The sequence below is a fragment of the Streptomyces sp. KR55 genome, from assembly GCF_052245645.1.
In the GTDB taxonomy this organism is placed as follows: domain Bacteria; phylum Actinomycetota; class Actinomycetes; order Streptomycetales; family Streptomycetaceae; genus Streptomyces; species Streptomyces flavusporus.
The window spans coordinates 1-13,085 of sequence record NZ_JBQQCE010000269.1; the positions used below are offsets into that span (position 1 = coordinate 1).

Here is a 13,085-nt window from a genome sequence, read left to right on the forward strand (position 1 = left end):
CCCGCCGCCGAGCAACGCGTCGCGGATGGGTGGGGCCAAGTCAAGCCGTCCGTGGCGGGGCCGATCTTCACGAATCGGGGCCGACTGAAGCCAACATGGTGGGGCCGCTGAACAACGTCAGGGCCACAGCGGCTCTGAGGACTGCTTGACCTGGTCTGAGGTCGGTGCCGTGCACGAGGCCGCCGGGTAGCGGGATGCGGTCAGCCGCGTAATCGCACGCGATAAACCCGGCGACGTCGGCGATCACCCCCGGAATACTGGTCGCCCATGGATGAGGTCAAAGTCGTCGTCGCCCATTCCGAGCGCGCGACTCTGCGCGTCGGCGACGTGTTCCTGAAGGTGGACGCCGATCAGGCGCGCATCGACGTCGAGGTCGAGGCGATGTCCCTCGCGCCGGTCCCGACCCCGGAGGTTCTGTGGCGCAAGCCGCCCGTGCTCGCGATCGCCGCACTCCCGGGGACGACGCTTGGACGCCTCGGCGGGCCGTCGACCGGGTCGCCGACGGCGTGGGCCGCGGCGGGCGCCGCCATCCGGAAGCTGCACGAAGCGCCCCTGCCGCCCCAGCCGGGCCGGGCCGGCCGGAGCATCGCCGCGCTGGCGACGGAACTCGACGACGAGTGCGAGTTGCTCGTGACGAACGGCATCCTGCCCGCCGACCTGGTCACTCGCAACCGCCTGGTCGCCGATGCCGCGCTCCGGCCGTGGACTCCGGCGTTCACGCACGGCGACCTGCAGATCGCGCACGTCTTCGTCGACGGCGACGAGGTCACGGGCATCATCGACTGGTCCGAGGCGGGCCAGGGTGATGCCCTGTACGACCTCGCCACCTTCACGCTCGGACACGAGGAGCACCTTGACGACGTCATCGCCGGCTACGGCACTGACATCGACCTCGATGTGATCCACGCGTGGTGGTCGTTGCGAAGCCTGCTGGCGGTTCGCTGGCTGATCGAGCACGGCTTCGACCCCTTCGCGCCAGGTTGCGAGGTCGACGTGCTGCGATCCCGGATGTGAGGCTGCGCCCTACTGCTACGACATTTTGTTCTGAGTCGTGAGAGCCGCGAGGTAGCCAGCCCAGCTGTCCTGGGCCAAAGCCGCCCACTGAGTGGCGGTGTTCCTGTGGATTCCGAACAGGTCGCACATGATGATCGGCGGAAGTTCACCGGCCATGCCGAACAGGGCCGTGTTGCGGGCCGCGAGGGTGGGCAGACCGTGCTTCGCGAGCTGCGCCGCCAGGCCTCCAGGGCTTCGCGGGCGGCCAGCGAGACGGCCCGGGAGAAGAAGCTCCTGGTGCTCGCTGTCGTGCATGGATCCCACCGCCGAGTGCCTCCGGCCCTCAGCGATCTGTCGTTCGATGAGACGAGCCAGCGTCGGCGGCAGGAGCACGGGGTTCTTGTCGAAGGTGAAGTAGGCGCCAGTGTCGTCCTCGTGGAACTGGTTGGCGGTCAAGTGGACGATGCGGGTGATCGGCAATCCATAGAGGCGGATGAGGGCGCCGGCGATGCGGATGTCCAGGGGCAGTGACGCGTCCGTGAGGCACCGGCGTAGTTGATCGGCTTGATCGTCGTCGTCGAGGAAGGTTGCCGGTGCGGGCCGCTGGTATCCGGGGTATTCCAGATTCCGGGTCAGGCCGCGCTTGTTCGTCCACTTGATGAAGGCTGCGGTCAGGCGCGGCCGGGACGGCTTGGCCTGGGCCAGCCAGACCTCGAGGTCGGTCTGGGTCAGGGCCCGCAGGTCGAGGTGACGGTCGTCGAGCCACTGCATGAACTCGATCGCGGCTCGGATCTCGCTGCGGTCGGTGTGGGCAGCTTTGTCTGAGTACCGGCCGCGAGTGGCGCGTCGGCGGGCATCGCGGATGATGAACCACTCGGCGAACGGTCGGATGATCTCCGAGTGTGCGGCGGGCAGGTGCTGGGCGGCGGCACGGAACCACAGCTCCAGCTGGACGAGATTCTCTTGTCGCGGAGGCAGGATCCCAGCGTGGACGAGCAGTTCCCGGACGTAGCGCGTGGCCGGTTCCTGCGGTAGGTCATCGAGAAGTTCATGGGTGATCTCCGCCTGGCTCGCCGCGAGCGTGGCCAGTAGGCGGGCGCTCGGGCTTCGGCGGAGCCATGCCAGGACGGATCTGGGCCGTGGCGCTGAGGAGAGAGCTTGGGCAAGCGGAGCGAGCACCGTGGCGACCTGCCCGTTTTCATCTGCGAGGAGCTCGTGGACTCGGTCGTCGGCAACACAGCGTGTGCAGCATCCGTCCGTGCTGATGTCCGCCGACGAACCGCATCGGCGGCAGGTGAAGTCGATGTCGGTGCCGCAGCAGGGTCCGCATGTTCCAAGGCCCTCGTCGCTGCGACCGATCAGTACGCGGGGGACGCCGCAGAGGGCACAGGGCTCCGGGTTGCGTCGACGCCTGTTGTAGCAGGGCGAGCAGAGGGGGCCGACCGGCCATGTGGTGACGGTGGCCTTCTTGTTGCGGCCGCAGTCGACGCATCGGTGCGTAGGCCGGGGGCGGCATGGGTCGCAGAGGAAGACTCCGCCGGCTCTGCTGCTGCGCGCGCCGTCGCGGAAGCGTCCGCAGGCGGCGCAAATCCCCTCGAACCTGTAGCAGTTGTCGCTGACGCCCGGCTCGCCGTCCTTGCCTCGCTTGGCGAGTCGCCGGATTTGGCCGCACTTGCCGCAGAGCTTGGCCGGGGCGACGTAACAACGGCGGCAGACCGGCCCCTCGGCGGAGTTTGACTGCACGGGGCCCACGGTCTTGCAGCGGACGCACTCCTGGTCCGTGAACCCGGCGCAGAGGCGACACAAGGCGACCCTGACCCCGTCCCTGAGCCGCATCCGGTAGGTGCCGAGGCGCCCACAGTCGGCGCAGGGCCCGATGAACCGGTGGCGGCTCTCGTAGCAGGAGCGGCAGACCGCTCCTTCCTCCTCTGTCCGGGTGACGATGTGACCGTCCTTCCCGCAGCACGAGCACGGGCGCAGTTCGGTCCGGGAGACGCGCCAGTCGCATGCGCGGCCTTGCGGAGTGACACGGGGAACCTTGCGCCCCGTGCGGCCGCAGATCACGCAGGCGAGCTGGGTGACGGCATCGCCGTGCCCGGCCGCCTCCAGGGCCTGCAGCAGCCGGGGCAAGGACGACGGGCAGTGTGGGGACGGTGCCGTCAACGCGTCCGGGAACTGGGCTATGTGGGCGTGAAGTTCGCGCGCCATCGGCGGGCTCCATGCCTTCGCCCGCTCCAGGAGCTCCTGGCCCTCCTCCGCCGTCAACGCAGGGCCGACCGTGTCCTGCAGGAGACCGACGAGCCGGGCCCGGATCTCGGCAAGCTCACGCCGGGCATCCGCCAGGGGAAGCCTGGCCCGTCGACGTCTCACGACTGGCCGGGACGGCGAATGACGGTCCGCCGCGGAGCACTCGGCGCCGCCCCCGTCTCACCGCCGGCCGTCTTGCGGACCTGGACGTTGACGGCCTCGGGCTTGATCAGGTCGTTCGGGGTGCACTGCAGGATGTCGCAGAGCGCCACGAGGGTGTCCATGCTCATCCGCTGCGGCGCCTGCGTCACCAGTCGGTAGACCTGCTCACGGGAGAGCGTGATGCCGCGCTCGGCGAGGAGCGGAACCAGGTCGGAGGTCTGGAACATCTGGCGCTCGGCCATCAGCTGCCGCAGTTGCCACTGGTAGCCCATCTTCTTGATCACGGTGCCACATCCCAGTAGTCGCCCAGTCGGTTCTTCATGGAAGCCTCCAGCATGGTGTTGCGGTACTCGTTCGAGCCCCCCATGTAGATGGCCGTGGTCGATGCGTGAGAGTGACCGACTTGTTCCTGTACGAACCGGGCCGGGTAGCCGAACTCGGTCGCGTGCGTGATGTAGCTGTGCCGGAGACAGTGCAGGTCGAGATCTTCGTCGAGGTCGGCGTCCTGCCGCGCGGCGACGAAGGCGTCGTTGATGGATCTCGGGGACAGCCGACCGACCCGCTCGGTGACCCATAGCGCAGGGTGCCGACCGGGGGAGAACTGCGGTCGGACCTCAGCCAGATAGTGTTCCAAGGTGTCGGTGACCCAGTCCATTTCCGGGATCAGCAGCACCGTTCGCCGCTTCGGCGGCGCCCCCTTGCTCGACTTGCCGAACCGCACCATGACGCTGCCGTACTTGCCGTACTGCGGCGCCTTGTGGTTCCGGCGCAGGTCGACGAGGTCGACCTTGGACGACTCCGTCCGTCGGGTGCCGTAGGCGTAGACGGTCTTAAGTACGGCCGCGTCACGCAGGGCGGCCAAGGCTCCTTTGCGGCCCTGGCCGCGTATTCGGCCCGGCCGGGCGTCGGCGGCGTCGAACAGGGCCTGGACCTCGTCGTAAGTCAGCGGCCGCCGACGCGGGTCGGCCTCGTACTCGACGCTGTGCAGCACCGAATTGCCCTCGTGGAAGACCGGCTGCGGGACCTCCCCAAAGCGCTCCACGCACACATCGAGCCACTCATAGCGGACGTCCAGCAGGTACTCGACGAACAGGCTGATGGTCACCTCGTAGGTGCGCGCCGTCGACATCTGGATCGGCGTGGACCCGCTCCGCAGATACGCGATGAACGCCTCGCCGTCCGCAGGAGTCCACTGCCACGGGTACAAGCCCGTGAACTCCCCAAACCGCTTCATCAGGCGAAGCCGTGGAGTGATCGTCTTTGCCCTGAGGAAGCGCGCGGACTGCTGCCTCGCCCACCCCTCGAGCATCGCGTCGAAGACAGCCGGCGCGGGGTCGAGGTGGATGACGTTCCGGGCCAGAACAAGTCGCGCCGAACCAGGTGCTTGCACAGTCACGCGACCGTTGTATCAGATGCAACATTGTTGATTCTAGGTGCTAGGATGCAGGTCAGACGGATGAGCACATCTGTTGCTCGCGCACCCTTCAACGTCACCGAGCAGGGACGACGTCGCTCTCGTCACCGTGCGCAATGTTGCATTTGATGCAATTCAGCGCGTTTTGGCAGACCGTCCACAAGCGGCACATGCCCTGGTCGGCCCACGGCACCTGGGAGATGCTGCTCCAGCACGTCCAGGCCGTCGCCGACGTCGAGGGCAACATTCGACTTGGACATCAACGTCGACTCCACCTCGGTCCGCGCCCACCAGCACGCTGCAGCGTCACCGCCCCCGCACTCCTCATCTGGCTTAGGTCATAACCGGAGAAACAGCCGCTATCTGATCAAGTACCTCTGCTGCCTGGGAGTCCGTGCACCCTCTCCGCGCGTCGTTGACCAGGTCGTCGGGAACGGGCTCGACGGCCCGGGTACGGGCGATGGTGTCCGCCCACCGATGGCCGCCACGGATGTGTCGCACCAGCTGGCCGAGGGTGAAGTCGGGGCAGGTGGGGACGCGGGCTGTCGGGGGTGACTATCTCGCTGCAGTACCGGTCGAGACTCCAGTTGGCCATGGGCGATCACGCTAGGGCGCTCGGTCATGTACAGGGACGCCAATTCCTGGCGACCAGTCGGCACGCGGTTGTCGGGGCGCGCGGCCACCCGCTTCCGCGCGCCCCTGTGCGAGTGTCAGGCGATGTGATGCACCACCTGGCTGGTCAGCTCGTAACGGGCGCCGACGATGGCGAGTTGGCCGGCGCTCACCTTGGCGGCGAGGTCGGGCTCGGCCGCGAGCCGCGAACGGACGAGCCGTACGTTCGCGTCGATCGCCGCGTCGACGCGGGCGTCGCCCTCCTTGGTGTGGTCTATGGCCGGTTCTATCTGGTCGGCAAGGTACTGGATGTGGGAGGGCAGCGGCTCCCCGGACTCGTCGGCGTCCACGGCGGCCCGCACGGCACCGCACGACTGGTGCCCGAGCACCAGGACCAGCGGTATTCCCAGTTCGAGCACCCCGTACGCGACGCTGCCGAGCACGGCCTCGTCCAGTACCTCACCGGCCGTGCGCACGGTGAGCAGATCCCCGAGCCCCTGGTCGAAGACCAGCTCCGGAGGAACACGGGAATCGACACACCCGAGCACCACCGCGAAGGGATGCTGACCCGACGTCAGCGCCTGACGGACGGCAGGCGTCTCGTCCGGGTGCTGCTCACGATAGGTGCGCCACCGCACATTGCCCGCCGCCAGCTCCCGCAGGGCCTGGCCAGGAGTACTGGGACGCGGTCGCGCGGCCGAGGAGGCGGCAGACGCGGGGGATGCGGACGCGGGCGAGGCGACGGCGAAGCCTGCACCGAGGGCGGCGGCACCGGTCAGTGCGGTGCGCAGGAGAGCGCGGCGGGCGGGAGTCACCGCGGCGGCTCTTTGGGGAGTGGAATCGGAGTTCACGGTGTAGAACGTATGCCCGAGTCCGACGCCCGCTCGTTCACGCTACTGAATCATGAACCGGCATGGAGATTTCTTGGCCGCGGGTTGGTCTGTGTTTGGTGGGGTGCAGGAGTTGTCTTGTAACTCGGACGATGAGAGAGCCCGGGTGTTGCCGCGCAGAGAGGGCAGCAACACCCGGGTGTGGTGCGAACGCCGTTCCTGTCAGGTCTCAGGGAGCGCGGCATCCCGGCGGGGCCGCACGGTCATCAGCAAGGTCCGGGGCCGTACTGTGGCCCGGGCGATGGGACGCACCGTCTGGCCCGGTGCGAGTTCGAGGCGTACCCGCCGGACGATCGTCGCGATGGCGGTGATCAGCTCGGTGAGCGCGAATCTGTCCCCGATGCACTTGTGCTTGCCTGCGCCGAAGGGCAGGAACGCCCCGGGCGGCAGCGTCTGTTCGTCGTCCAGCCACCGGTCGGGGTCGAAGGTGAGGGGGTCAGGGAAGAACGCGGGATCGCGGTGCAACGCGTGCTGACAGTAGGCCAGTTCGGTTCCGGCGGGCACGGTCCAGGGCCCGAGACGGGTTTCGGTGAGGGTGCGGCGCGTGACGAGCCATCCGGTGTGGTGCAGCCGCAGGGCTTCCTTGATGACCCGGTCCAAGTACGGAAGCCGGGTGACGGCGTCGAAGGTCACGGGCTCGTCGCCCAGCACGGCGTCCAGTTCGTCCAGGACACGTGCCTCGATGTCGGGATGGCGTGCAAGCTCGTACAGCACCCAGGACAGCACCGAAGCCGTGGTCTCCGTGCCCGCCACCGCCAAGGTGAGGACCTCCGAACAGATCTGGCTACCGGTCAGCTGCTGCCCGGTCTCCTCGTCTCGTGCGCTCAACAGCAGGGAGAGCATGTCCCCGGAGTCGTGTCCGGATGTCTGCAGTTCGGCCACCGCCCGATCGATGGTTGCCCGTACGGCATCGCGTGCCTCGATGAAGCGGCGGTTGAACGGCAGCGGCAGTCGCTCGACCCAGTCGGGCAGCATGATGCGCGCGCCGACGCCGTTCATCACCACAGACAGGTCCTGGCGCAGCCGACGGAACGTCTGCTCGTCCAGGCTGCCGGAGAAGACGGTCTTGGCGAGCATGTCGAGCGAGAGCTTGACCATCGCCTCGCGCACATCGAGGGTTTGGCCCGGCGTCCAGGTGTCGACGGCGGTGGTCGTCTCGCCGCGCATGATGTCGACGTAGCGGGCGATCTCGGGACGGGCGAAGGCCGGCTGCAGCTGCCGTCGTTTGTGAACGTGTTCCTGCCCGGCGGCGGTGACGACGGAGTCGCCCAGCAGTTGGCCCATCTTCTCGAAGAAGCGGCCCTTGTCGAGGCCGGGTCCGAGGTCGACGAGCATGGTGCGGATGAGCTCGGGATCCTGCACGATCAGCGTGCGGGTTCCTGGCTGGAGGGTGATCTCGACGAGCGGGCCGTAGTTCTCGCGGAGCGAGGCAATGAAGGCGAGATTGTCGCGCATGAGCTGTATCGCATGACCCAGCAGCGGCAACGATCCTGCCGCTTTGGGTATGGGGGAGGCGCTACGAGCGTCACGGGTCGTGCTCCCTTCGAAATGATCACGGGCGCCCGTATCACTTCCCTGATCACTACCCTGCGCAATCCAACATCGGCGCGTGTCCTCCGCCACGCGGCCTCTCAGTCGATGACCGCGGTCGCCTCGACCTCGACCAAATGATCGGGTACGTCCAGTGCTGCCACGCCCAGCAGCGTGCCCGGCGGTACCGGGGTGACCCCCAGCTTCGCGGCCGCCCGTGCGACCCCTTCCAGGAACAGGGGCATCTTGTCGGGGGTCCAGTCGACGACGTAGACGGTCAGTTTCGCCACGTCGTCGAAGGAAGCACCGACCCCGGCCAGGGCGGTGCCGATGTTGAGGTAGCACTGCTCGACCTGAGCGGCGAGGTCACCTTCGCCGACCGTGACCCCGTCGGCGTCCCAGGCGACCTGCCCGGCGATGAAGACCAGCTTCGAGCCGGATGCGATCGACACCTGCCGGTAGACATCGATCTTGGGCAATCCGTCAGGGTCTACCAGGGTGATGGCCATGCTGCTGTCTCCTTGTCATGAGCGCCCGTGGGCTCGCTTCCGCCCAACCGCGACACTCGGTCTCTTGTGGTTACTCAGAAACCGTAAGAGAGTGAACCCTGACATGGAAGAACGCACTTTTCAGTGACTGGAGAACCTTATGGTGACCAAGCAGTTCACGGGCTCGCCCGAGGACGCAGATCTGGCGCGTGCGGACTCCTTGGCGCGGGAGATCTTCTCGGACATCGCCAACAAGTGGGCGTTCCTGATCGTCGAGACTCTCGGTGATCGCAGGCTGCGCTTCAGCGAGCTGCGGGACCAGATCCAGGGCATCAGCCACAAGATGCTCACCCAGAACCTGCGCATGCTGGAGCGCAACGGCCTGGTCGAGCGCACCGTGCATCCCATCGTGCCGCCGCGGGTCGAATACACGCTCACCGAGCCGGGCCAGGCCCTGCGAGCGACGGTCGATGGAATGTGCGGCTGGACCCGCCGATACATCGGTCACATCGAGGCCTCCCGCCGCCGCTTCGAGGCCTGATGTGTGCATGGGGGCAGCAGGGCCGCGGTGGCCGGAAGGGTGGGGGATCTTGATGAGGTGCCGGCGCAGTCAGCCGTGGATGAAGAATTCCTCATCCGGCGCTCATCCTGCCCACCCCGTGCCGGCCGCAGGATCGGGTGCATGGTCTTCTCTCGTCGGTTGGCGGCCCTCGCCGCGGTCGTGGTGATTCCCGTCGGTATCGCCGCGACCAGTTTCGCTCTCGCAGACAGTCCGCGCCCTCCGGAGGTTCCCTCCCAGGTGGACCTGGACAGTGGTTCCCCCATGGCCACGCCCACACCCACGCGGCCCGGGCCGACCCCGAGTGACGAGGCGGTCCCGAGGCCCGAAGTGACCGACAGCCCCGCGGATGACGACGATGACGATGACCACCGAAGCCGACCCTCCGCAGACCACCCGGCCGGGGACGACGGAGCCGACGACGGAGCCGACGACGGCTGACGGACGGCGCCGGCGGGTCTCCGCCCGCGTCCGGATCGTGCTGTGGCTGCTGCTCGTCATGGCGGTTGCGCTGGCCTCGGTCGCCACGACCACGCGCTCGATCCTGCTGCGGGACGCACACCACCGGATCAACGGTCTGCTGGCCCAGGAGGCGGGCGAGTTCACCAACTTCGTGGACCGGGGCGTCGATCCGGCGACCGGCCGCCCGTTCAGCGATCCGGCCCGGCTGCTGCGGGTCTTCCTGGAGCGGCAGAACGCCGACCCCGACGAGGAACTGATCGGGCTGGTGGGCCGGTCGGGCCGCGGTCCCGCGCAGATCTTCCAGCCGCGTGACATTCCCGTCGCCGTGCCCCTGTACGAGGACGCCGGTGCCCGGCGCCGTATCTTCGAGGCGCCCGGCTCCACCGGCACCCTGCACCGGGCGTCGGGCGAGATCCGCTGGGCCAAGGTCGCCGTCGCCCGGCACGGCAGCGCACCGGACGCCGCGTTCGTCGTCGCCTTCCACCCCGAGCGCGAACGGCAGCGCGCGAACGCGGTGTTCCGCATACTGCTCGCGATCTCCGGAGTCGCCCTCGTACTGACCACCGGCATCGGCTGGGTCGTCGCCGGGCGGATCCTGAAGCCCGTACGGCTGGTCCGTACGGCTGCCGCGCAGCTCACCGAGCAGGACCTCACCCGGCGTATCCCGGTGCGCGGCCGGGACGACGTGGCCGCGCTCGCCGAGACGTTCAACGCGATGCTCGACCGGCTGGAGCGCGCCTTCGCGGCCCAGCGCGAGTTCGTCGACGACGCCGGGCACGAGCTGCGCACGCCGATCACCATCGTGCGCGGGCACCTGGAACTGATGGGCGACGACCCGGCCGAGCGTGAGGAGACCCTGCGTCTGGTCACCGACGAGCTGGACCGGATGAGCCGCATCGTGGAGGATCTGCTGCTCCTCGCCAAGGCCGAGCGTCCCGACTTCGTCACACCCGAGCCGGTCCAGCTGGCCGAGCTCACCGCCGACGTCTACGTCAAGGCCCGCACGCTCGGCGACCGCGACTGGCAGCTCGCCGAAGTCGCCGACCGCGAGGCCGAACTGGATCCCCAGCGCATCACGCAGGCGATGGTGCAGCTCGCGCAGAACGCCGTGCAGCACACCGCGCCCGGTCAGACCATCCGCATCGGCTCGCGCAGCGACGGCTCGCGCACGGAGCTGTACGTCGCCGACTCCGGACCCGGCGTCCAGTCGCAGGACACCGAGGTCATCTTCGAACGGTTCCGGCGCGGCACCGCCCGTCGCGGCGCCCGCGGCTCCGGTGCGGGGCTCGGACTGTCCATCGTCCGCGCGATCGCCGAGGCGCATGGCGGCCGCGTGCGCCTGCACGCCACCGAGGGCGGCGGCGCCACCTTCGTACTCACCCTGGAAGAGGCACGCCCGTGAACGGCACCCGGAAAGCGGCAGAGGTACGCACGTGAACCGCATTCTCATCGTCGAGGACGAGGAACGCATCGCCTCCTTCGTCGAGAAGGGCCTGCGCGCCAACGGCTTCACCACCACCGTCGTCGGGGACGGCGACACGGCCTACGAGTACGCCCTGACCGGCGGCTTCGACCTGGTCGTCCTCGACATCGGCCTGCCCGGCCGGGACGGCTTCACCGTCCTGCGCGAGCTGCGCGAAGCCCGGGTGACGGTGCCGGTGATCGTGCTGACCGCGCGGGACTCCGTACGTGACACCGTGGCCGGTCTGGAGGGCGGCGCCGACGACTGGATGACCAAGCCGTTCCGCTTCGAGGAGCTGCTCGCACGGGTGCGGCTCAGGCTGCGTACGGCGGCCAGGGCACCCGAGGTGACGGTGCTGCGCTCGGGCTCGCTCACCCTGGACCTGCGTACCCGCCGGGCCCGGGCGGGGGAGCGGACCGTCGATCTGACGGCCCGTGAATTCGTGCTGTTGGAGCTGTTCCTGAGGCATCCGGGGCAGGTCCTGTCCCGCGAGCAGATCCTGTCCCACGTGTGGGGGTACGACTTCGATCCCGGGTCCAACATCGTGGACGTGTACGTGCGGGCGCTGCGCAAGAAGCTGGGTGCGCAAGCGGTGGAGACGGTCCGCGGGATGGGGTACCGACTGCCGGTGTGAGGCCGGCGTGTGCGTGAAGTTTCCTTCATCCGAGGCTCATTGCTCACTCACCGGCCGCGTGAATTCTCGATGACGTGACCCTGAACCTCCGTCTGACCGCAGCACTGTGCGTGGCGCTGTCCCTGTGCGCGCTGCTCGCGGTCCCCGACAACTTCCCCGGCATGAGCGGGCAGGCCCGCCTCACCCTCGCCGTGTTCGCCCTGGCGACCTGCGCCTGGATCGGTACGCCGGTCGACGACACATACATCGCGCTCGGCGCCGGGCTCGCGCTGACGGTGACCGGGGTGATCAGCAGCGACACGCTGTTCGGCACCCTCGGTGACCCGACCGTGTGGCTGCTGATCTGTGCCTTCGTCCTGGCCGCCGCGGTGACCCGGACCGGGATCGCGGGCCGGGCGGCGGCGTTCCTGGTGGGCGGGGCGCGCACCGTGCGCCAGTTGGTGCACCTGACGACGGCGGCGCTGGTCGTCACGGCGTTCGCGGTGCCGGCCACGTCGGGCCGGGCCGCGCTCGCCCTGCCGGTGTTCCTCGCCCTCGCCAAGGCGCTCGCCGACCGCAGGCGCCTGGTCGTGATGCTGGCGTTGCTGTTCCCGACGGTGATCCTGCTGTCGGCGGTGGCGACGCTGATCGGTGCCGGAGCACACCTGATCACCGTGTCGGTGCTGTGGCAGACGGCCGGCGAGCGGATCGGCTTCACCCAGTGGCTGCTGCTCGGGCTGCCCCTGGCCGTGGCCTCCTCCCACCTGGCCGCCGAAGCCGTCCTGCTGACCACCACGCGGCGTGCGGACCGCAGGGCTGCCGTGCACATCACCGCCGAGGAGATCCAGGAGCACAGCAAGAGCCCGGTCACCGGCCCCTGGACACCGGCCGAGAAACGCTGTGCCCTGCTGCTGGGCACGGTGGTCGTCCTGTGGTGCAGCGAGCCGCTGCACCAAGTGCCGCCCGCGGTCGTCGCGTTGATCGGCGCGATCGTGGCGTCCTCGCCCGCCCTCGGCACCGTACGGCTGAAGGACGCTCTGAAGACGGTGCCCTGGTCACTGCTGCTGTTCATGGCCGCGACCATGGCCATGGGCGTGGCCCTCGCCGACTCGGGCGCGGCGCGGTGGGTGGTCTCCGGGCTGCCCGCGGATGTCACCCCGGTGGTGTTCCTGACCGTCGTGGTCGTGGTCAGCACGGCGGCCCATCTGGTGCTGCAGTCCCGCTCCGCCCGCTCCTCGGTGCTGGTCCCGCTGGTGGTGGCGGCCGCCGTCGGCGCCGGAGTCAACCCGGTCGCGGCCGCGCTCGCCTCCACCGCAGCCGCCGGGTTCTGCCACACGCTTCCGGCCTCCGCGAAGCCGGTCACCCTCTTCGCCGACATCCCCGGCACCCCCACCTACACCCCACGCGACCTGCTGCGCCTGTCCGCCGTCCTGGCACCGCTGACCGCCGCGCTCGTCCTGCTCTTCGCCGTCGCGGTGTGGCCGCTGCTCGGCGTCCCCGTCGTCCGTTAGGAGCTGGTCCCATGCTGACCCGTGTCGTCGTTGCCCCCAGCGGCTTCAAGGAGTCCCTGTCCGCCGAGGCCGCCGCCGACGCCATCGCGGCAGGCGTGTGCCGGGTCCTGCCGGACGCCTGGATCGACCGGATTCCCCTGGT

Annotated in this window: 13 protein-coding genes and 1 pseudogene; 7 read left to right on the top strand and 7 right to left on the bottom strand. The window is 68.9% G+C overall.

Going from position 1 to position 13,085, the window contains the following annotated elements:
• Window positions 1-267 precede the first annotated feature (267 nt).
• Complete coding sequence (locus tag ACTWQJ_RS31980; RefSeq protein WP_443309999.1) at window positions 268-1,014, top strand: phosphotransferase family protein; 747 nt, start codon at window positions 268-270, stop codon at window positions 1,012-1,014.
• 15 nt (window positions 1,015-1,029) lie between these two features.
• On the opposite strand, the gene ACTWQJ_RS31985 is transcribed toward ACTWQJ_RS31980, so the two are convergent.
• The 7 genes and pseudogenes from ACTWQJ_RS31985 to ACTWQJ_RS32015 all read right to left on the bottom strand — a co-directional run bounded on the left by ACTWQJ_RS31985 (window position 1,030) and on the right by ACTWQJ_RS32015 (window position 8,357).
• Entirely contained in the window at window positions 1,030-3,363 is a 2,334-nt protein-coding gene (locus ACTWQJ_RS31985) for an XRE family transcriptional regulator (protein WP_443310000.1), read from the bottom strand.
• The gene (locus tag ACTWQJ_RS31990; RefSeq protein WP_443310001.1) at window positions 3,360-3,686 is read right to left on the bottom strand and encodes a helix-turn-helix domain-containing protein; all 327 of its coding nucleotides are present in this window, start codon (window positions 3,684-3,686) and stop codon (window positions 3,360-3,362) included. Before ACTWQJ_RS31990 ends, ACTWQJ_RS31985 begins: the two co-directional genes overlap by 4 nt.
• Window positions 3,683-4,711, bottom strand: coding sequence for a tyrosine-type recombinase/integrase (locus tag ACTWQJ_RS31995; RefSeq protein ID WP_443310010.1), 1,029 nt, complete (start codon window positions 4,709-4,711; stop codon window positions 3,683-3,685). Before ACTWQJ_RS31995 ends, ACTWQJ_RS31990 begins: the two co-directional genes overlap by 4 nt.
• A 438-nt stretch (window positions 4,712-5,149) precedes the next feature.
• Window positions 5,150-5,350 (bottom strand): annotated as a pseudogene (locus ACTWQJ_RS32000) (maleylpyruvate isomerase N-terminal domain-containing protein); the annotation flags it as partial.
• A 176-nt stretch (window positions 5,351-5,526) separates the two neighbouring features.
• A complete protein-coding gene (locus ACTWQJ_RS32005) occupies window positions 5,527-6,279 on the bottom strand; it encodes a carbonic anhydrase (RefSeq protein WP_443310002.1) in 753 nt (250 codons plus the stop codon).
• A 201-nt stretch (window positions 6,280-6,480) separates the two neighbouring features.
• Window positions 6,481-7,773 (bottom strand): cytochrome P450, encoded by a 1,293-nt coding sequence (locus ACTWQJ_RS32010; protein WP_443310003.1) that lies wholly within the window; start codon window positions 7,771-7,773, stop codon window positions 6,481-6,483.
• A gap of 176 nt (window positions 7,774-7,949) precedes the next feature.
• Window positions 7,950-8,357: a RidA family protein gene (locus ACTWQJ_RS32015; protein WP_443310004.1), complete on the bottom strand. Its 408-nt coding sequence runs from the start codon at window positions 8,355-8,357 to the stop codon at window positions 7,950-7,952.
• 139 nt (window positions 8,358-8,496) lie between these two features.
• On the opposite strand from ACTWQJ_RS32015, the gene ACTWQJ_RS32020 reads away from it, so the two are divergent.
• The 6 genes from ACTWQJ_RS32020 to ACTWQJ_RS32045 form a co-directional block, all read left to right on the top strand.
• Window positions 8,497-8,877, top strand: coding sequence for a winged helix-turn-helix transcriptional regulator (locus tag ACTWQJ_RS32020; protein WP_443310005.1), 381 nt, complete (start codon window positions 8,497-8,499; stop codon window positions 8,875-8,877).
• Window positions 8,878-9,018: 141 nt separating this feature from the next.
• A complete protein-coding gene (locus tag ACTWQJ_RS32025) occupies window positions 9,019-9,336 on the top strand; it encodes a small secreted hydrophilic protein (RefSeq protein WP_443310006.1) in 318 nt (105 codons plus the stop codon).
• A complete protein-coding gene (locus ACTWQJ_RS32030; protein ID WP_443310007.1) occupies window positions 9,260-10,759 on the top strand; it encodes an ATP-binding protein in 1,500 nt (499 codons plus the stop codon). Before ACTWQJ_RS32025 ends, ACTWQJ_RS32030 begins: the two co-directional genes overlap by 77 nt.
• A 31-nt stretch (window positions 10,760-10,790) precedes the next feature.
• Complete coding sequence (locus tag ACTWQJ_RS32035) at window positions 10,791-11,453, top strand: response regulator transcription factor (protein ID WP_443310008.1); 663 nt, start codon at window positions 10,791-10,793, stop codon at window positions 11,451-11,453.
• A gap of 74 nt (window positions 11,454-11,527) precedes the next feature.
• Window positions 11,528-12,943, top strand: coding sequence for an SLC13 family permease (locus tag ACTWQJ_RS32040; protein WP_443310009.1), 1,416 nt, complete (start codon window positions 11,528-11,530; stop codon window positions 12,941-12,943).
• 11 nt (window positions 12,944-12,954) lie between these two features.
• Window positions 12,955-13,085: glycerate kinase (locus ACTWQJ_RS32045; RefSeq protein ID WP_443310011.1), on the top strand; the 131-nt coding region annotated here is incomplete at its 3' end.

Excerpts from the sequence above, each read along its gene's own strand:
- ACTWQJ_RS31995 (WP_443310010.1), bottom strand. The coding sequence starts at position 4,711 with ATGCTCGAGGGGTGGGCGAGGCAGCAGTCCGCGCGCTTCCTCAGGGCA.
- ACTWQJ_RS32030 (WP_443310007.1), top strand. The coding sequence starts at position 9,260 with ATGACCACCGAAGCCGACCCTCCGCAGACCACCCGGCCGGGGACGACG.
- ACTWQJ_RS32015 (WP_443310004.1), bottom strand. The coding sequence starts at position 8,357 with ATGGCCATCACCCTGGTAGACCCTGACGGATTGCCCAAGATCGATGTC.
- ACTWQJ_RS32025 (WP_443310006.1), top strand. The coding sequence starts at position 9,019 with ATGGTCTTCTCTCGTCGGTTGGCGGCCCTCGCCGCGGTCGTGGTGATT.
- ACTWQJ_RS32010 (WP_443310003.1), bottom strand. The coding sequence starts at position 7,773 with ATGCGCGACAATCTCGCCTTCATTGCCTCGCTCCGCGAGAACTACGGC.
- ACTWQJ_RS31980 (WP_443309999.1), top strand. The coding sequence starts at position 268 with ATGGATGAGGTCAAAGTCGTCGTCGCCCATTCCGAGCGCGCGACTCTG.
- ACTWQJ_RS32020 (WP_443310005.1), top strand. The coding sequence starts at position 8,497 with ATGGTGACCAAGCAGTTCACGGGCTCGCCCGAGGACGCAGATCTGGCG.